Below are 17035 nucleotides of genomic sequence, written 5' to 3'. Positions count from 1 at the left end.
CTTGTGATGATTTTGTTTCTAATTCTTGAATTTGTTTTTCTAATTGTTCTAATCTCAATAGTTGTTCAGCTGTGGCTTCTTCTTCTTCATACTCTGGTTCAGGTGTAAGATCTAGTTCCTGGGGAAGATCGCCAAGAAAATCTAATTGAGCTTTATTTTGATCAATTCGTAAATACGGTGTACCATCAATTGAAAAAGTTCGAATTCGATGTCCTTTTTTCCAGGAACTTTTTTGGTTGTAAATTGTAATGTAAAGTAATCCATTTTTTATATCAGATGCAATTGTAAGACGATCTACTGGTTTACCTTTTGTAATTCCTTGATCAGTATCTTTATGTCTAATTGCAATAGATATTAAGTGATCAGAAGTATAACTAACTTTTGAAATTAAGTAGTCAGCCCATTTATCCATAATAGAAAACAATGGCTAGTGTCTAGTAAATAAGCGATATTAAAAAAATAAGATTATAATTGGTCTATTAGTAATAACATCAAATGGAGATTTCTATAGAACCATGGAAAAAATTGATCATTCATGAGGTTATTGAATACAAATTTGAGGATTGGGTAAAACAGATCGCATTTAGTACAAGATCATCAGGTGGGGGGATTCCAACTATGCAATGGACCAATGGAATTGTCTTCTCGCCAGCAAATTTTCCAACAACTAATACAACAGTTGAGGAACAATTGAAAGGGATTTTGCATTGGTCCTCAGTATCCTTTGCTATCAAAGATAAATTTGAGAATCAAATTGTGAAAGAAAATGCAACCATAAATTTAGTTGATGTAAGCGTGAATGAGATCTTTAAAGAGTTAGCAAGTAGCTTGAAAGCACAGTCAAAATATGTAAATATTGAATCTAGTAAAAATAATAAATATTAAAGGAAATAGAAAAAAATTAAAGAATTAATCAGACACATTTAAAATAATATTTTTATTGTGATGTAGGAATAAAAAAAGAAAAGTTGTCATCACAATTCAACAAATTATTGAGATTTAGGCCACATGGAACTCCATGTCTCAGCAAATTTTTTCATCATTTCACCGTAGGCATTCATTTGTTCTAATCCAGATGAACTAAGGGTTTTTTGCCAATTTTCTCCAAATGCTTTGAAATTAGAAGTATTGGTATCATTAAGAGATTTTTGCCAATTTTCTCCAAATGCTTTGAAAGATTTTGCTCCCATTTCATTCATTGCTTTTTGCCAATTTTCTCCAAATAATTTCATGGTTTCAGCACTAGATTCAGCAGTGGCTTTTTCCCATACTTCATTGAATTTGGCTTGCATGTCACTACTTGCCTTTTGAATTTGTTCAAAAAGTGATTTCCAGTTTTCAAGAGACTTGGTATACTCTTGCCATAATGAATCCCACTCATTGTTTTTGTTTTGTTCTGACATTAACTAAAGATAATTTTTGTGATTCTTAAATGGATCTATGAAAATCAAATATACTATTTCTGACGATTTTGTAATCGTTTTTCCATTCTTTTTTTACCTTCTTCAAATTTGATTCTATCATCATCTGTTTTTAGAGATAATTTAGGAACAAGCATGGGTTTTCCATTTTTATTAAGAGCTACAAAAGTGACAAAAGCAGTTCCAGTAACTGTTCTTATTCCAGTCACTATATCTTCAGCTTCAGCTTTAACTTCAATTTCCATTGATGAGTTGTGTACATAATTAATTCTAGCATTTAGTGTAAGTACGTTTCCCACAAAAACAGGTTTTAAAAAATTTACACTATCCATAGAAACAGTAACTGCATTTGATTGTGAATGTCGCTGAGCTACAATTCCAGCAACCATATCAATATGTTTTAAAATTTCTCCACCAAATACATTTCCTGCAGGATTTGCATCTGAGGGAAACATTCGAACAATTACTTCTGCACGTGATTCAAAAGGACTTTTTTCACGAATGTGAGAATTTTCTGAAGACATTTTTAATCTATGTGATAACGTTAAATTCATCCAATTTAATTTAAACAGTTTATTTTGATTATTTTAAATACTTTTCTAGTTTAATTTTATCAATTTTTGGAATTTTTGCTAATTCAAATCCCTCTGGACGTTTAGATAAGGAACGTGTTGCATCAATACCCATTTTTGCAGTTTGTAATTTTTTTTGATCACTAGAAGGATCAAGACTAGAACCACGAACATTTTTTAGAATAATTAGATCCTTATCTGCTTGAAATCTTGTAGCCATTGCATATTCTACAGATTCAGCATTATTAGGATCAATATCTTCATCAACTATAGTTACTTGTTTTAGTGAACGATGTGACTCAAATGTTTTTGTAATTATTTTTTTAGGATCAGATTCACTTCTCTTTTTAATTTGTACTACAGCATGTAACCAATTACAACCACCATTAGTCATTGAAACTTGCAGTATGTGGTGAGGAAAAGATTTCTTTAATTCTCCATTTAATTTAGATTCAATAGGCATTCCCATAAGCAATCTATGCTCAGAGTAGCCAGACAAAACATCATGAAAAATAGGGTTGTTTCTGTAATAAAGATTTTCAAGTTCAAAAATAGGTTGAGTTCTTTTATGATCATATGTTTGTAGCATTTCAACCATCCATTCAGGATAAGTTTTATCTTGAAGAATTTTTCCCTCCATAACAATTTCGGAACCTGATGGTACATTTAGTCCTGTAAAAGGAAGTTTCGTCAATGTTAATTTTTCACCCAATAAAGAATTTGCGATATCAATTTCATCTTTACCCCATTCAGCTTGATATGCTCCAGCAATAGAAATTGCTGGATGAACTCCTACTGTAATTGCAATTTTTAGATCCTCATGATGTTTTTTTGCGTCAACAAAACATCTGTGTAGATGACGATCTTCAACCATTCTAATTGAAAAGTGAGTATTATCTATTGGCATTAATCTGTGAAATGATGAATTTTGTTTTCCAGTTTCAGGATTTTTGACATATGCTATTGATGATGTAATAAATGGACCAGATTCCTTCTCAAAATGAGTGACGATGGGCATAGAAAATAAATTTTTTGATTTGTTTTCCAGAAATTTTCCTGAAGAGATTATTTTTGGTTTTTTAGCGTTTTTGATTGCTGAAATAACTTTTTCATGGATATTGGTTTCTGAACCTCCAACTGCAAGAGCAAATCTTTTTCTTGTTCCAACTAAATTAGAAACTAAACTGAAATTACTCTCTTTGATATTTTCAAACAATACAGCATAGGAGCCATCTACTTTAGCAGTGATTCCTGCAATTTCAAATTTTGTGGAAACCTTAGTTTTTATAATTTTAAGATCTTTGGTTTTTTTAATTTGAGAAATAAAATTTCTTAAATCACTCATTCTCTATTGCCTCCATAATTTCAAACATTAAGGCTTTTGCAATATTTGGTTCTAACTCCTTTTGAATAAAGGCGGATACAATAGCAATTCCTCTTACTCGTACACTAATGCGTTCAGCAACTAACTTTAGAAAAAGAGATTCAGTTCTTGATGGTATAATTGTGGTTGTTATAGGAGTTGGTCCAGTTGCTAAAGAAGCAACCATAGAACCTATTTTATTAGATCCCTCTGTAACAGAAATAAAATATCCATTTTCAAATTTTTGTATATTTAAAGAAAAATTCCGATTCTCCAAATGTACCATTTTTTGGTAAAACCCATTTGGAGAATGCAATATCGTATGAACAAATCTTATGCTTTTATTGCTATTGATTCATTTGTTTGAGAGACTTCTATTTTGGAATTTGGATTCTTTTTGCAGTTCTTTTCATGTTTGTCTGTAAAAACAAACAATTTTTCACAATATCTGCATGAAGTTTTTTCCTTAGTCTTTGTTGCTGCTGTTTTAGCTTTTACTGTTTTAGCTTTTGGTTTAACTACTATTTCAACATCTGATTCAAAATCAGTAGCTGCTTTAGCTTCAATAGAATCAGCTTCAACTCTAGCACGTAATTTTGCTTTGTATTTTAAATTACGTGGTTTAGTTCTCAATCTATAGCCACAACATGGACACCAAAGTCCTTCCCATTTGATGAATATTTCGCAAATTTGGCATCGACGTTGTCCTGAAGCGTATCTTCCAGTACCAACTGGTTTTTGAGCCTTGTATCTTACACAAATTCCTTTACATGTCATCTTAGTAATATTATGTAGAATTCATATCTATATAAGGATGGATCGATAAAATATTGATAAAAAATGGTAAAATATTTAAATTATTTCATAAAACATGTTAATTGAAATTATTATTTTCAATTAAAAGCAAAAAATCATCAATAAATATGTATGTTTGATTTTGAGCAATATTTTTTGAAAAAATTACATGTGTAAATATACTCTTTTCACAAAAAAATTAAATTCTATTATAAAAAATTAAAAAAATAATATTTTCTAAAAATAGACTTTAGAAAATGAAATTATCCTGTCATAGATAACGGCAAAATCATATATCTATAACCATCTCGCTGTGAAATATATTTTGCAGACAACATATCTCGTTTTCCCCTTTGATTGAAATTTTTGATTTTTAGACTAGTTTTTCGTTCATCTACAAATTCTAATTCAAAAGATGAGCAAAATTTTAGATTAAGCATTGTCACGATTTGTTTAGAAATTTTCATATTCCCATCTCCGATTTTTAGAATTTTTCTTTTTGCTCTAAGACCGCCTAAAATCTGAATAAGGTGAAAAGTTAATTTTTCTACTGAAGAGTAAAATGATCTTTCAATTTCTTGCCCATAGTAAAATATTGATAAGCCAATTCTTTGACCTGGATCTATTCCTAAGATAAGATTTTCATCTTTAAATTTTTGATTTAGTTTTTGTATCATCATTCCTCTAATTACAGTATGATGATGCTCAAAAATATCCTCATGTAACAAAATCTTTTCACATTTTTTTGGAGACTCTTTTCTAGTAGTAAAAACAATATGACCAGAGTATTCTAAAATTTCTTCAGGAAGAATAGGATCAAAAGATAAGTTAAGATTCTTCAAACAAGTTGAAAATTTATAGTATGACCTACCATTAGTAGTAGCAATTCCTATACGAGTATTCTGTAAGGGATCTATATCTGATAAAATTAAATGTACAATTTAGGTTTATACCTTCAAAACTGTTGACACCACATACTTTACTGCCTCATCAAAATTAGCATCAATTTTTGATTTTAATTCAGATAATTTTGTATCTCCTTCTTGAACAATCTTTGCAGACTCGGCTATCGCTTTTTCTTTGGATATATTAATAATCACTTCAGCCTCTTTGGTAGCCATTTCTCGAGTTTTTTCTAGTAAATTATCTATTTCGGATTGTGTTTTTATTAATAGTTGTTTTTTCATGCCTCCTACTTTGCTATTTAGTGAATCAAGATCATCCTCTAAGGTATTCAAAGATTTGATGATTCCAGTAACTTTAGATTCAGCCATATTACTCATTGTACTCAGATTTAATAATTCCATTACTTAAATCATTCATTTTTAGGCGCAGATTACCAAGATATAGAGTATTATCCGGTAGTTAAAAGTAAGATCGCCCTTGCAAGATCGCCTTTAGATTCTTCTAAAGCATTTTTTGCCTTTTCTTCATCTACCCCAGCCTGTTGACTTACTAATTGTATGTCCTCTTCTGAGAAAATCGGAACCTCTAGTTCTCTTTCTTCGTAACTATCTGCAGTCACGGTAAAAATAGAGTTATCTTTTGCTTTCATTTCAGTAACAGAAGGCTTTGTGATAATAATCTCTTTTTTATCAGTTTTAATAATAACTTCTTGAACATTTGAAATCTCATTCATATCTAGACCCATTTTATCCATCATTCTTCGCATTTCGCGATTACCTCCGCGCATCATGATTTTATTTCTCCTTCAGGACTTTTTAAACTATCTCTAACTTTAATGGCCACACCCCTATTAAAATCAGAAATCATTTCTGAAGATAAAACAGCTTTACCAACTGCAATGACTTTATTATTGAATAGTATTGGGGTGTCTGCAGAAATACGTACATTTTTTCCGCACCATATTACATGCTTACAAAATACAGATTTCCCTTCGCTTACAAAAGGAGCAGCGTCTTTGTTTATTTCAACACAGTTTTCTTTGAATATTTTACTTTTTAGTAAAATTTGTGCAAAATAAGGGCTTATTGCTAAGCCACCATCAATTCTTAAAGTACAAAGTAATTTTCCTCCATCTGAAACAGTTCTGATTCTTCCAGTCTTTCGTGAAAAAATAATTTCAACATTTTTTGGTAGATACTTTGATACACCATTTCCAAACAATGCATCAATTGAATACTGAAGTTTCAAAATAGCATCCATACACATAGTACGATCTTATCTAAATATTAGTTCAATGTTAAACCATATTATGCCTATCAAACTATATAGAATGGTTTTTTCTCTTTAGATTATGGAGGAAAGAGAAGAAACTAGAAAAATTCAGTTCACTGGAAAGTCATCATACATAGTTTCATTACCAAAACAATGGATTACAGAATTAGGTTTAAAACAAGGAGATCAAATTAGAATGACCAGAAAAGGATCATCAACGTTAGAAATTTATCCGCCTAAATATGAATCACGTATTCAAAAAAAGGATGATGCAGTAATAGAAATTGAAGGTGAAGAAGAAACATCTTCAATTGTAAGAAAATTAATTTCATTATACTTTTTAGGTTATAAAACAATTAACGTAAAACCAAAAAATGGCAGATTAAGTGCACATCAAAGAAACACAGTAAAAGAAGCTGTTAAACGAATGTTAATGGGTTCCGAGATTATTTCTGACTCAAGCGGTGGCATAACAGTTCAAGTTCTTGTCAATTTACTGGAACTATCAGTAGATGGTGCATTCAAACGAATGATTCATTTGGCTAAGTCAATGTCAAGTGATGCAATTTTAGCAGTAAAAGAGAATAATTTAGAATTGGCTCAAGAAGTAATTAATACAGATGATGAGGTAGATAGATTTGGATTTTACATAATTCGTCAATTAAAGATAGCAATTCAAAATGAACACATACTGAAAGAAATGGGTTTTAGAAACGCTAGAGATTGTTTAGGATATAGGCTTATTGTAAAAAACATAGAAAGAACAGGTGATCATGCATCATTTATCGCAAAAGACCTTTTAGAATTTAAAAAACCTGTCAAGAAAGAAATTTTAGCAAAATTGCAAGATATGAATGAATTTTGTTTATCAGTTTTAGATGATTCATGTCTGGCATTATTTAAAGAAGATTATTCTCAGGCAGAAGATACCATTAAAAAAATAGATGAAATCGTAAAATTTGAGAAAAAAGTCAGAGACGCTTCAAAGTTATTAAAAGATGATGAAGAAATTTACAGAGTAAGGAGAATGACTGAAAACATTAGAAGAATTTCAGAATATGCTAGTGACATAGCTGAAATAGTTTTGAATATGAATATAGAAAAAACATTGAAGAAAACAGAATAATTTGGCAAATTAGATACGATTAAAATGAGATAATGGATACAATATGATTGTCTAGAATTTTTAACTTGGAAAAAATGATGAATTGAAATGAAATCTACAATTTTAATAACATATGACCAAGAAGATTCTATTAACGAGGCTAAAGGATTATGTTATACTGCAGGATATGATGTAGTTCACACAATTACTCAGGATTATCTAAAAAAACCAAAATATGGAATTAGTGGTGGCACATTGGAAAGATTAGAGGAGATATCAGATAAACTTAGACCGGATGTAATAGTATTTGATGAAATTTTAAAACCACATCAAAATTACAATCTTGCATCAGTTTTGCATAGAGAAGTTTTGGATAGAGAGGGATTAATTCTTGAGATTTTTGAAAATAGAGCATCAAGTGCAGAATCAAAGTTACAAGTAAAATTAGCTCAATTACGATATGAAATGGTTAGAGCCAAAGAAAAAGTTCGCCTTTCAAATATGGGAGAACAACCAGGATTTATGGGAATAGGAAAATTCGAGGTGGATGTTTACTATAACGATATAAAACACCGAATGCAAACAATAAGAGCTAAACTGGAAAAAGCTGGAAAACAAAGAGAGCTTCATAGGCAAGGAAGAAAAAGAATGGGATTCAAAATAATTTCTCTGGCAGGATATACATCAGCAGGAAAAACCACATTGTTTAATAAAACAACAGGAGAAGTAAAAACTCAGAGTAAGGAATTGTTTACAACCTTAACTACAACTACACGAAGAGTATCAATCAATCAAGAACAATTCTTAATCTCAGATACAGTAGGATTTATCAGTAAATTGCCTGCATATATGATAGATGCATTCAGATCAACTTTAGAAGAATTAAGATATACAGATATTATTATTTTAGTAATCGACATTAGTGATCCGGTTTTAGAATTAAAAAAGAAATTTACAAGTTGTATGAAAACATTAAGTGAATTAGAAGTAGAAAAAGACAAGATAGTATATGCATTAAACAAATCAGATCTACTAAAGAAAGAGGAGATAAAACAAAAAATTGATTTGCTTAACTTGGGTGATAATCAAAAAGTAATTTCAGTTTCTGCTAAAACAGGTGAAAATGTCAAACAGTTAAAGGAATTAATTAAGAATATTATAGATAGTAAAAATTCTCATAAATTCAATAAAAATTCTTTAAAAGAGGTTGAAAAAACATTTGGTAATTGAAATTGTTAGAATCGGACAACGTCTTGTAAGGGATGACAGAGTAACAACGCATGTAGCACTAGTGTCAAGAGCATTTGGAGCAGAGAAAATTTTTATGACTGAAATTAATCCAGAAATTAAAGATACCTTAGAGAAGATCAATAAAACTTGGGGAGGAGATTTTGTGGTAGAGTTTATTGATAAATGGAAAACTATTGTAAAAAAGAAAAAAGAGGAAAATTTCAAAATAATACATCTTTCAATGTATGGTGAAAGCATTAATGAAGTACAGGAGAAACTCCGAAAAGAAGAAAAATTACTGGTTGTAGTTGGTGCAGAAAAAGTTCCAAGAGAAATTTATGAATTAGCAGATTATAATGTGGGGATCGGGAGTCAACCACATTCGGAAATTAGTGCATTAGCAATACTTTTGGATCGAATACAAAAAGGTGTTCAATTTGAGAAAGAGTTTCTAAATGCCAAAAGAAGGATAATACCCACAAAAAATGGTAAAAATGTACAGGTAAAAGAAACAAGGGATTAATAATAGAAAATCAGAAGTCATTAGAGTTGGTAGACAAATACGAAGATCCATTTGTTAGAATTGCTTCAATGATTGGAGGAGATGAATACCTCAAAATTGCAAGATCTCTCTTAAAAGCGGAAGATGCAACTGATGAAGAAATTGCAAGCTCAACAGGCCTTAGAATCAACATGGTAAGAAAAGTATTGTATGATCTATTTGGAAAATCACTCATTACTGGAATTAGAGTAAAAGATGAAAGAAAAGGGTGGTTTGTCTATAGATGGAGAACAAGGAGAGAAGAGGTTGAACATTTTATTGAAAACCAAAAAAAGAAAATTACTGAAAGATTACAACAGAGACTAGATTATGAAAATGCTTCAGATTTTTATCATTGCGGTAACGAAGATTGTCCAAGAGTGACATTTGAAAACGCACTTGATGGTATGTTCAAATGTCCATCATGTCAAAATGTTTTAAATCTAAAAAAGAATGACAAATCAAGAAAAGCATATTCAAAGAAAGTAGATGAAATTAAGAAAGATATGCAACAAGTGTTTTAACCAAATTGAAAACGGTATTAATTTGAAGATTAAATGATAATTTTTGACGTAATATTGGATTAGGTTATGCATTATATTATTTAGATTCACAATAATCTTCTAATGTTATTAACAGATTTGAAAAATAAGTAATTAAATAAATAGGGCAAATTAATTGTAAATATACTTGAATCAAATAACCACGATAAATCCTGCTACCGGTGAAAATATCAAAACATATTCAGCAATGGATAAGAATCAAGTATTTGATTTAGTTAAAAAAGCAAAAAAAGCATTTCCAGAATGGAAAAAAGATTATGAGAAAAGAAGAAGTTACATTTACAATTTGGTTGAATATTTGAAGAAAAATAAAACAAGTCTTGCAAAAATTGCAACATCTGAAATGGGTAAAGCACTAAAGGAGTCAATTGGTGAAGTTGAAAAATGTGCTTGGGCCTTAGAATTCTATGCTGATCATGGTGATAGCTTCCTTGCTGACGAAGTACTAAACACAGATGCAAGAAAAAGTTTCTTGACTTTTGAACCATTAGGTGTAATTGGTTCTATCATGCCCTGGAATTTTCCTTATTGGCAAGCATTAAGATTTGCAGCTCCATGTTTAATGGCAGGAAATGTAATTGTAATGAAACCAGCAAGAATTACTATGCAATCAGGAATTGAAATTGAAAAAGCATTTACGGAGTCAGGAATACCAGATGGAATTTTTCAAACAGTAGTAGGAAGTGTAGAGTCTGCAAATCATCTTATTGACTCTGATGTTAATGCCGTAACTTTTACCGGAAGTACAATTGCTGGTGCTAAAGTAGGAGAAAGAGCTGCAAGCAATTTGAAGAAATGTGTTTTGGAATTGGGCGGAAGTGATCCATTCATAGTATTAGATGATGCAATTATTGAAAAAGCAGCTGAAGGTGCAGTTAAAGGAAGATTCATCAATTGTGGTCAAAGTTGTGTGGCGTCAAAAAGATTTTTTCTTGGCAAAAATATTGCAGATGAATTTATTGAATTATTTATCAAAAAAACATCCCAACTCAATGTAGGGGATCCTATGTCTATAGAAACAGATATCGGACCAATTTCAAGTAAGGATGGTTTAGATACAATTTCTGGAATTGTGGAAGATGCAAAGAAAAAAGGTGCTGAAATTCTTTTAGGAGGTTCTGAAATGGAAGGTAGAGGATTTTTTTATAAACCAACAATCCTAACAAATGTTAAGCCAGATATGCGAATTGCAAAAGAGGAAACATTTGGTCCGGTAGCTCCTATTACAATAGTTGAAAATGAAAGTGAGGCAATTAAATTGGCCAATGAGAGTGAGTTTGGGTTAGGTGCAAGTATTTGGACTAAAGATCTTGCAAAAGCAGATAACATGTCTAGGCAAATTGAATCAGGAATTGTAAGTGTCAATAATGTAGTAATTTCAGATCCTAGAATTCCATTTGGCGGAATAAAGCATAGCGGATTTGGGAGAGAATTATCAAGATATGGAATGTTAGAATTTGTAAATTTGAAATCAGTTAGGTTCTATGATAATCTAACAAATCATCATTATGTAGAATAAACTCATAGGCAGAAATTAGAATCTCATCAAGTGCAGTTTTTGTATATATTATCATGAGTATGCTTGATAACATTTAGTTTGTTAAGTAAAGATCAACAAGATATTGAGAAAACCTTGAAATATTTCAAAAATTTATAATTCCTCTATAATAACAGTATCATCAACTTCATCATCATCACCACATTCTTCTAACTCAATATGAGTTGGATTGCCATCATCTCCAAAAAAAATATCAATACAAATATCAGTAGCCAATGTTGAGACTAAAGATTCAATTAATTCCTTTGGAAAATTGCTTAATCTATTTGAATCAGAAGAGTATCTATATTGAGTAACTTCGTCGTCATGATAGAAATCTACTTCAATGTCACCGTTAGCAAATTTTCTAACTCCCAACACTTGACCAAACAAGCTATAAGACAAATCTAATTCTTTTGTTGAGAAACATCTTTTGTAAGATTCTCAGCTAATTGTTCATAATGTTCTCTAGTCTTTCCCAAAGTATCAAGTTTAGATTTTTCAATTTCATTTAATTCTTTGTCTACTTTTTCTGAAACGTATTGTAATCTGGCTTCAGCCATCATAAATAACCGATTATTTTCTTTCCAAAGGTGTTCTGTAATATGTTCAACATATTGTTGCATATCAGAAATTAATTTTGAGGAATCTCCAGATCCAAGATATTTTTTGGCTGATTCTTCCATCTCGGTGCCAATTTCTCTTGAACGTTGATGATCAATTAACATCATAGCAATAGGTCCCATATTACTAGGCATACCAGCTTGTTCTAATGCAGGAAAAAGAGATTTCTCTTCTTTACTATGATGACAAACATCAGTAAAATTTTTTGTAAAATCAATCACTGGCATTAAAATCGATTCTGGAATTTGTTTACCATCTATCAATAATTGTACAGTAGACTCCATTGCTTTGATTACTTTTTCTATTAATTCATGATCGCGTCTTAGTGATACAGTTGACATAATAGTTTCATCATAAATCCAATATCTATATCTTATTCATTTTAAAAAAATAATTAAAAGATAGAAATAAGTTAACGAATAATCGTTAACACGTGGATTTAACGATTAGAGAGGCTTTTTGATTTAACAAATGCCCAAATCTTTTTGGTCATTTCACTTGGTGCAATTGGTTTTTTTCCAAATACTTGTTCTACAGTTTCTTTACGACCTGCAAAACTAATTGCATATCCACCAAATGCTGGTTTTTTACCTTTTGATTTAGTAGCCTTCTTTTTTGGTGCAGCCTTCTTTTTTGGTGCAGCCTTCTTTTTTGGTGCAGCCTTCTTTTTTATTGTAGTTTTCTTTTTTATTGCCAATTTCTTGTAATTTTATTTTAAAGAAAGTATAATAACTTACACTTTTTCGTAATTCAAAACAAGATGATTTTTGAGCCTTTTTGTAGATTTGAGTTGTAATTTGGGAGATTTTGATATTTCTTCAAACCCTTTTCCTTCAACAAAGGATATTGCACTATTTCCTCCTATTAAAAAGGGAGAAACTGTAACAATCAACTCATCAAAAAGGTTATTTTTTATAAACTCCCAGTTTACAGTTCCTCCACCTTCAACCAAGATTATTTTAATTTTTTTATCTGAAAGTTTTCTTAACAATGATTTAATATCAACTGATTTTTTACCGGTAATGATTACTTCTACAGGAAACTGTTGAAGTTTTTCAAGATTGGATTTAGGAATTATTTTTGATACAGCTATTATTGTTGGAATTTTGTTACTTGTTTGTAAAATTTTAGAGTTTTTAGAAAGACTACCCTTAGAATCCAGAATTATTCTAATTGGGTTTTTTCCTTTTATATGACGTACAGTTAGTATGGGGTTATCACGTAAGACAGTATTCTTTCCTATAAGAATTGCATCAACTTTAGATCGTAATTTATGAAGTCTAATACTATCTTGTTTTGAGGATAGATGAGAAAAACCAGTTTTAGTGGCAATCTTTCCATCAATAGATATTGCTGCACTAAGGATCACGTATGGTTTAGATTTTCCCATAAACAATTTCTCCTCCAATCATTACTGCTTTAATTGCAGATTCAGATGCTCTATGAACAATAGACGCATGGGGGTTATGCATAGGTTCTAAATCCAATGCATGTTTATCAAGAAAAATACAATCAGCAATCTTCCCACTTTGAATTATTCCAATATTTTTTTTTAAAATCTTTCCACCATTTACAGTAGCCATTTTGAGAATTTCCTTTGGATCTATTCTTTTTTTGTTAATTCCCATCGTCACTTTCCAAATAAAATCCATTTCTCTAAACATATCAGGGGAATTTATCATAACATTATCTGTACCTAATGCAATTGTACATCCTGCCTTTTGCATTAATTCGATGTTTGGAATCCCCTCAGCTAGTGATGAGTTAGCTCTGGGACAAATTACAATTCCTCTAGTTGCTTTTGCAGTAGCAATAAGATCATTTTTTGTGGCATAAGTCATATGAACTAGAAAATTAGGTTTTAGAAACAAAGCTCTGGTTGTTTCAGATTTTCCAGTAATTTTTTTGGATTTAGTAGTACTTTGTTTAGTTTCAGATGAATGAATGGCTCGAATTTTTGTAATTTTTGAATAACGAGTCAATACAGAAGTGCTGTTTTCATTTGCACCGCTAATACCTATACCATCACATTTTTTGAGTAGTGCAGAAAATTCCAGATTTTTTGATTTGGGAAATGGACGGTTTTTTTTAATTTCTGAAGATCCCTGATAAAACTCCATTCTACCTAAAATAATTGAACGTAAAGGCATATCAGATAACACTTTTTGAAGTAAGAGAACACCATCTAATCCACCCTCTCTAAAATCAACAAAAGTGGTTATTCCTTTTCTAATCATAGAATAACACGTATTTTTCATAAAATTAGCTAAATTTTCTTCAGAAGTATTTTTTAGAATTTTTGATTTAATACCAAATACAGGATGTATTTTTTTATCAACGCTACTGTTAAGTGTAACATCTTTTCCAATCGAGTCTCCAATGTGAGTATGAGCGTTGATAAATCCAGGAATTAGTAAAAGACCTTCACAATCAATAGATTCTTCTTTATTATCAGATTCAATTTTTGGTTGAATTTTTTTGAATTTTTGATTCTGAATTCTGATATTTGTATTTGGAATAAAATCTAATTCTGAACCTGATAATACACTAATATTTTTTATCAACATGATAATTCATAAACTTCAGGTTTTTCTTTCCCGGAATCCCGAATTTTTCGTATAGTGTCAAGAGATTTTGTAGCTAATTTTACCGCTTCTCTACCAGAATTACCATTACCTATTCCACAATTCAAATAAATTTTATCAGTATTTTTTATCATATCAATAAAATTCTGCACAGAATTTTTTCCAGCATCATTTGCGACAACCATAAAATTATCACCACCCATGAAAAATGTCAGTGAATTTTGCTCTAGGAAAAATTTTATCATTTTGTAATACAACTCAAAAATTATTGACGATATTTCATATGGAGAGCTAGTTTGTCGTTTTGAAGTAAGATCATCAACATCCAAATGCATAATGGAAACTTTCGAATTAGACTTCCCATTGACAAAACCAAAAATATTGTACTTCGCATTTAATACAATTTTATTTTTTTTTCCTTCATACGCCTTCAAATTTGCTTCAAATGGAGATTCTCCATAACCAATTGAAATGGTTAGCCGAAGATCAAATAATTTTTCAAGAGTTTTTTGGATTTGAATATGATCTTCTAATTCAAGACCATTTGAAACCACAAAAAATTCATCTGCACGATTTAGAAAAACTATACAGTTTTTCTCAGAAAATAATTTTTGAACTTCTTTGTAAAGTGATGCTTGAAGTATTTGTAATTCATGTTCTCTATCACTACCTAAGGTTAACGTCCAAGGACCATATTCAGTAATTTTTAAGATACTAAGTTGAATCATTTTTTAATCCTTTTCAGTTCATCAGATATTCTTATAACAGCCTCTACAGCTCGTTCAGCAACAGGTCTTATTCTAGCAAAGGCATGTTTTTCACGCATTCCAGGGCCAGAGATTCCCAAAGAGACGGGTTTTTGGTGTTTTAATGATAAATCAGTGATGGATTTAGCTGTAGAGTGAGAAATTACTTCATCATGTTTTGTTTGCCCTTTGATAATAGCACCAAGAGTTACTACAGCATCAATTTCTTTTTTTTCTAATAATGCATCTATAATTATAGGCATATCGTAAGATCCTGGAACCATACATGTATAAGAAATTTTTAATTGCATTAAAGCTGCTTTTTCTTTAGCCACAGCAAGCATCCTAGATGTAATTTCTTCATTAAATTCCGAAACTACTATTGCAATGTTCAATACTAATTCACCTTGGCAAATTCTAAAAGTTCTTTTCCATCAATTAATGGAACACCATTTTGTTTTGCATATTTTTTTGCCTTATCAACTGATAGCGCAACATATGTTTCAGCATCCATCATTTCACAAATTGCTGTTACAGGAGTCAAACCTGCAATTTGTGCTAAATAAACAGACATTTCGGTATGCCCCTGACGTGCTGCTAACAATCCTTTGGATGCAATAAGTAATGGAACATGGCCAGGGGTCTTAAATGATGAAGTAAATTTTTTCTGTCTATTATCAACATTGAAGATTTTTGCCATTTCACTAATTGTTAATGCTCTATCTTTGTCAGTAATTCCAGTATAGGTCTGATAATGGTTCACAGATAATGAAAAAGTTGGGTGATCACCATAAGGGGCCAACCCCATAATCATATCTTTATTTGAAATAGCAGAATCAGCTAGTATTTCATGCATGTATCTCAAATTAAGAGATGTTGCAAAATTATTATCAATTGCAATACAGAGTAAACCACCTGCATGTTGACGCATTCTAGCAACATGTTCAGGCGTAATAAATTCTGCTGCTACAACCATATCAATTTCATTTTCACGTCCAGCTGAATCAAACAATAAGACAAATTCTCCACGTTTTAGAGATTGTAATGCAGATTCAAGAGACATATTAAAAAAATTAGGATAATCTAATTATAAAGTTTACTAAAAAATTGGTAATTACCACTATAATGGTAAATAATCGATGTTATTTTAGAATATATTTTCCAAGAATATCAGTTTCAATATTAAGTTTGTCGCCTATTTTTTTAGTATGAAAATTTGTAACATCAATCGTATGAGGAATTAATGAAACCAAAACAAGATTATTTTTAATATCAACAACAGTTAAACTGATTCCGTCTAATGCAATAGAGCCTTTTTTAACTACATATTTCGATAATTTTTTAGGGATTTCAAACCAGATTTGAATTTCTTTAGGTTTTTTTATAATCTTTTTAATAATTGCAACATCATCAACATGACCTAAAACAAAATGCCCTTCAAGTCGTTCACCAACTTTTAAGCTTCGTTCAATATTTACAACTCCACCAACTTTTAAATTTCCAAGATCTGTTTTCTTTGTGGTTTCCTCAATCATCTCAAAAACACAATTAGATTTAGAAAGTTTAATTGCCGTAAGACATACACCGTTAAGAGCAACACTTTGACCAATTTTTAATCCCTTTGAATGCTTACCAAGATTTATAGTCATTTGGACTGCACTTCTGTTTTTAGTATTTTTAGAAATTTTTTCTACGGTTCCAACACCTTCAACAATCCCGGTAAACATTAAATTAATTACAAATTCTTTTCTATAAAATGATTTAGATTAATATTA

General features: G+C 30.6%; 25 protein-coding genes. 6 read left to right on the top strand and 19 right to left on the bottom strand.

Going from position 1 to position 17035, the window contains the following annotated elements; all coding sequences use genetic code 11:
• The coding region (locus tag OEM44_10100; GenBank protein ID MDH3517143.1) for a hypothetical protein at window positions 1–412 on the bottom strand (412 nt) is incomplete at its 3' end.
• A gap of 83 nt (window positions 413–495) precedes the next feature.
• On the opposite strand from OEM44_10100, the gene OEM44_10095 reads away from it, so the two are divergent.
• A complete protein-coding gene (locus OEM44_10095; protein ID MDH3517142.1) occupies window positions 496–885 on the top strand; it encodes a hypothetical protein in 390 nt (129 codons plus the stop codon).
• Window positions 886–989: 104 nt separating this feature from the next.
• Here OEM44_10095 and OEM44_10090 read toward each other — a convergent pair whose 3' ends face one another.
• The 9 genes from OEM44_10090 to OEM44_10050 form a co-directional block, all read right to left on the bottom strand.
• The gene (locus OEM44_10090) at window positions 990–1403 is read right to left on the bottom strand and encodes a hypothetical protein (protein ID MDH3517141.1); all 414 of its coding nucleotides are present in this window, start codon (window positions 1401–1403) and stop codon (window positions 990–992) included.
• 53 nt (window positions 1404–1456) lie between these two features.
• On the bottom strand, window positions 1457–1945 hold the full coding sequence (locus OEM44_10085) for an acyl-CoA thioesterase (GenBank protein ID MDH3517140.1): 489 nt from the start codon (window positions 1943–1945) through the stop codon (window positions 1457–1459).
• 58 nt (window positions 1946–2003) lie between these two features.
• Entirely contained in the window at window positions 2004–3338 is a 1335-nt protein-coding gene (locus OEM44_10080) for a UbiD family decarboxylase (GenBank protein MDH3517139.1), read from the bottom strand.
• Window positions 3331–3672, bottom strand: coding sequence for a hypothetical protein (locus OEM44_10075; protein MDH3517138.1), 342 nt, complete (start codon window positions 3670–3672; stop codon window positions 3331–3333). The genes OEM44_10080 and OEM44_10075 overlap by 8 nt, the downstream gene beginning before the upstream one ends.
• 17 nt (window positions 3673–3689) lie before the next feature.
• Window positions 3690–4133, bottom strand: a complete 444-nt coding sequence (locus OEM44_10070) for a hypothetical protein (protein MDH3517137.1) — start codon at window positions 4131–4133, stop codon at window positions 3690–3692.
• A 281-nt stretch (window positions 4134–4414) separates the two neighbouring features.
• The gene (locus OEM44_10065; GenBank protein ID MDH3517136.1) at window positions 4415–4993 is read right to left on the bottom strand and encodes a hypothetical protein; all 579 of its coding nucleotides are present in this window, start codon (window positions 4991–4993) and stop codon (window positions 4415–4417) included.
• Between the two features lie 105 nt (window positions 4994–5098).
• Complete coding sequence (locus OEM44_10060) at window positions 5099–5425, bottom strand: hypothetical protein (protein MDH3517135.1); 327 nt, start codon at window positions 5423–5425, stop codon at window positions 5099–5101.
• A gap of 80 nt (window positions 5426–5505) precedes the next feature.
• Window positions 5506–5847 (bottom strand): nascent polypeptide-associated complex protein, encoded by a 342-nt coding sequence (locus OEM44_10055; protein ID MDH3517134.1) that lies wholly within the window; start codon window positions 5845–5847, stop codon window positions 5506–5508.
• A complete protein-coding gene (locus tag OEM44_10050) occupies window positions 5844–6317 on the bottom strand; it encodes a queuine tRNA-ribosyltransferase (protein ID MDH3517133.1) in 474 nt (157 codons plus the stop codon). Before OEM44_10050 ends, OEM44_10055 begins: the two co-directional genes overlap by 4 nt.
• A gap of 91 nt (window positions 6318–6408) precedes the next feature.
• Between OEM44_10050 and OEM44_10045 the strand changes: the two genes are divergently transcribed.
• From OEM44_10045 to OEM44_10025, 5 genes are all read left to right on the top strand, one after another.
• Complete coding sequence (locus OEM44_10045) at window positions 6409–7455, top strand: phosphate uptake regulator PhoU (GenBank protein ID MDH3517132.1); 1047 nt, start codon at window positions 6409–6411, stop codon at window positions 7453–7455.
• Window positions 7456–7542: 87 nt separating this feature from the next.
• Entirely contained in the window at window positions 7543–8664 is a 1122-nt protein-coding gene (gene hflX / locus OEM44_10040) for a GTPase HflX (GenBank protein ID MDH3517131.1), read from the top strand.
• Complete coding sequence (locus tag OEM44_10035; protein MDH3517130.1) at window positions 8654–9187, top strand: tRNA (cytidine(56)-2'-O)-methyltransferase; 534 nt, start codon at window positions 8654–8656, stop codon at window positions 9185–9187. Before hflX ends, OEM44_10035 begins: the two co-directional genes overlap by 11 nt.
• 26 nt (window positions 9188–9213) lie before the next feature.
• Window positions 9214–9729 carry a transcription factor gene (locus OEM44_10030; protein ID MDH3517129.1) on the top strand — a complete coding sequence of 172 codons (516 nt, stop codon included), beginning with the start codon at window positions 9214–9216 and terminating at the stop codon, window positions 9727–9729.
• Between the two features lie 166 nt (window positions 9730–9895).
• The gene (locus OEM44_10025) at window positions 9896–11287 is read left to right on the top strand and encodes an NAD-dependent succinate-semialdehyde dehydrogenase (protein ID MDH3517128.1); all 1392 of its coding nucleotides are present in this window, start codon (window positions 9896–9898) and stop codon (window positions 11285–11287) included.
• A gap of 132 nt (window positions 11288–11419) precedes the next feature.
• Here OEM44_10025 and OEM44_10020 read toward each other — a convergent pair whose 3' ends face one another.
• From OEM44_10020 to OEM44_09980, 9 genes are all read right to left on the bottom strand, one after another.
• Window positions 11420–11710: a hypothetical protein gene (locus tag OEM44_10020; protein MDH3517127.1), complete on the bottom strand. Its 291-nt coding sequence runs from the start codon at window positions 11708–11710 to the stop codon at window positions 11420–11422.
• 2 nt (window positions 11711–11712) lie between these two features.
• Complete coding sequence (locus OEM44_10015; GenBank protein MDH3517126.1) at window positions 11713–12270, bottom strand: hemerythrin domain-containing protein; 558 nt, start codon at window positions 12268–12270, stop codon at window positions 11713–11715.
• A 98-nt stretch (window positions 12271–12368) separates the two neighbouring features.
• The gene (locus OEM44_10010; protein ID MDH3517125.1) at window positions 12369–12626 is read right to left on the bottom strand and encodes a hypothetical protein; all 258 of its coding nucleotides are present in this window, start codon (window positions 12624–12626) and stop codon (window positions 12369–12371) included.
• A gap of 36 nt (window positions 12627–12662) precedes the next feature.
• Entirely contained in the window at window positions 12663–13319 is a 657-nt protein-coding gene (locus OEM44_10005) for a 2,5-diamino-6-(ribosylamino)-4(3H)-pyrimidinone 5'-phosphate reductase (GenBank protein ID MDH3517124.1), read from the bottom strand.
• Complete coding sequence (locus tag OEM44_10000; protein MDH3517123.1) at window positions 13306–14496, bottom strand: amidohydrolase family protein; 1191 nt, start codon at window positions 14494–14496, stop codon at window positions 13306–13308. The genes OEM44_10005 and OEM44_10000 overlap by 14 nt, the downstream gene beginning before the upstream one ends.
• Window positions 14490–15242: a GTP cyclohydrolase IIa gene (locus tag OEM44_09995; GenBank protein MDH3517122.1), complete on the bottom strand. Its 753-nt coding sequence runs from the start codon at window positions 15240–15242 to the stop codon at window positions 14490–14492. Before OEM44_09995 ends, OEM44_10000 begins: the two co-directional genes overlap by 7 nt.
• Entirely contained in the window at window positions 15239–15655 is a 417-nt protein-coding gene (gene ribH / locus OEM44_09990; GenBank protein ID MDH3517121.1) for a 6,7-dimethyl-8-ribityllumazine synthase, read from the bottom strand. The genes OEM44_09995 and ribH overlap by 4 nt, the downstream gene beginning before the upstream one ends.
• A gap of 2 nt (window positions 15656–15657) precedes the next feature.
• On the bottom strand, window positions 15658–16323 hold the full coding sequence (gene ribB / locus OEM44_09985) for a 3,4-dihydroxy-2-butanone-4-phosphate synthase (protein MDH3517120.1): 666 nt from the start codon (window positions 16321–16323) through the stop codon (window positions 15658–15660).
• A 79-nt stretch (window positions 16324–16402) separates the two neighbouring features.
• Window positions 16403–16987: a riboflavin synthase gene (locus OEM44_09980; protein ID MDH3517119.1), complete on the bottom strand. Its 585-nt coding sequence runs from the start codon at window positions 16985–16987 to the stop codon at window positions 16403–16405.
• Window positions 16988–17035: the final 48 nt, after the last annotated feature.

This window comes from Nitrosopumilus sp., assembly GCA_029862745.1.
GTDB lineage: Archaea > Thermoproteota > Nitrososphaeria > Nitrososphaerales > Nitrosopumilaceae > Nitrosopumilus.
The sequence above is the reverse complement of the archived record's forward strand: the minus strand, read 5'-3'. Positions and strand labels throughout refer to the sequence as shown.

Excerpts from the sequence above, each read along its gene's own strand:
- OEM44_10095 (MDH3517142.1), top strand. The coding sequence starts at position 496 with ATGGAGATTTCTATAGAACCATGGAAAAAATTGATCATTCATGAGGTT.
- OEM44_10090 (MDH3517141.1), bottom strand. The coding sequence starts at position 1,403 with ATGTCAGAACAAAACAAAAACAATGAGTGGGATTCATTATGGCAAGAG.
- OEM44_10085 (MDH3517140.1), bottom strand. The coding sequence starts at position 1,945 with ATGTCTTCAGAAAATTCTCACATTCGTGAAAAAAGTCCTTTTGAATCA.
- OEM44_10080 (MDH3517139.1), bottom strand. The coding sequence starts at position 3,338 with ATGAGTGATTTAAGAAATTTTATTTCTCAAATTAAAAAAACCAAAGAT.
- OEM44_10070 (MDH3517137.1), bottom strand. The coding sequence starts at position 4,133 with ATGACATGTAAAGGAATTTGTGTAAGATACAAGGCTCAAAAACCAGTT.
- OEM44_10060 (MDH3517135.1), bottom strand. The coding sequence starts at position 5,425 with ATGGCTGAATCTAAAGTTACTGGAATCATCAAATCTTTGAATACCTTA.
- OEM44_10055 (MDH3517134.1), bottom strand. The coding sequence starts at position 5,847 with ATGATGCGCGGAGGTAATCGCGAAATGCGAAGAATGATGGATAAAATG.
- OEM44_10050 (MDH3517133.1), bottom strand. The coding sequence starts at position 6,317 with ATGGATGCTATTTTGAAACTTCAGTATTCAATTGATGCATTGTTTGGA.
- OEM44_10045 (MDH3517132.1), top strand. The coding sequence starts at position 6,409 with ATGGAGGAAAGAGAAGAAACTAGAAAAATTCAGTTCACTGGAAAGTCA.
- hflX (MDH3517131.1), top strand. The coding sequence starts at position 7,543 with ATGAAATCTACAATTTTAATAACATATGACCAAGAAGATTCTATTAAC.
- OEM44_10015 (MDH3517126.1), bottom strand. The coding sequence starts at position 12,270 with ATGTCAACTGTATCACTAAGACGCGATCATGAATTAATAGAAAAAGTA.
- OEM44_10005 (MDH3517124.1), bottom strand. The coding sequence starts at position 13,319 with ATGGGAAAATCTAAACCATACGTGATCCTTAGTGCAGCAATATCTATT.
- OEM44_10000 (MDH3517123.1), bottom strand. The coding sequence starts at position 14,496 with ATGTTGATAAAAAATATTAGTGTATTATCAGGTTCAGAATTAGATTTT.
- OEM44_09995 (MDH3517122.1), bottom strand. The coding sequence starts at position 15,242 with ATGATTCAACTTAGTATCTTAAAAATTACTGAATATGGTCCTTGGACG.
- ribB (MDH3517120.1), bottom strand. The coding sequence starts at position 16,323 with ATGTCTCTTGAATCTGCATTACAATCTCTAAAACGTGGAGAATTTGTC.
- OEM44_09980 (MDH3517119.1), bottom strand. The coding sequence starts at position 16,987 with ATGTTTACCGGGATTGTTGAAGGTGTTGGAACCGTAGAAAAAATTTCT.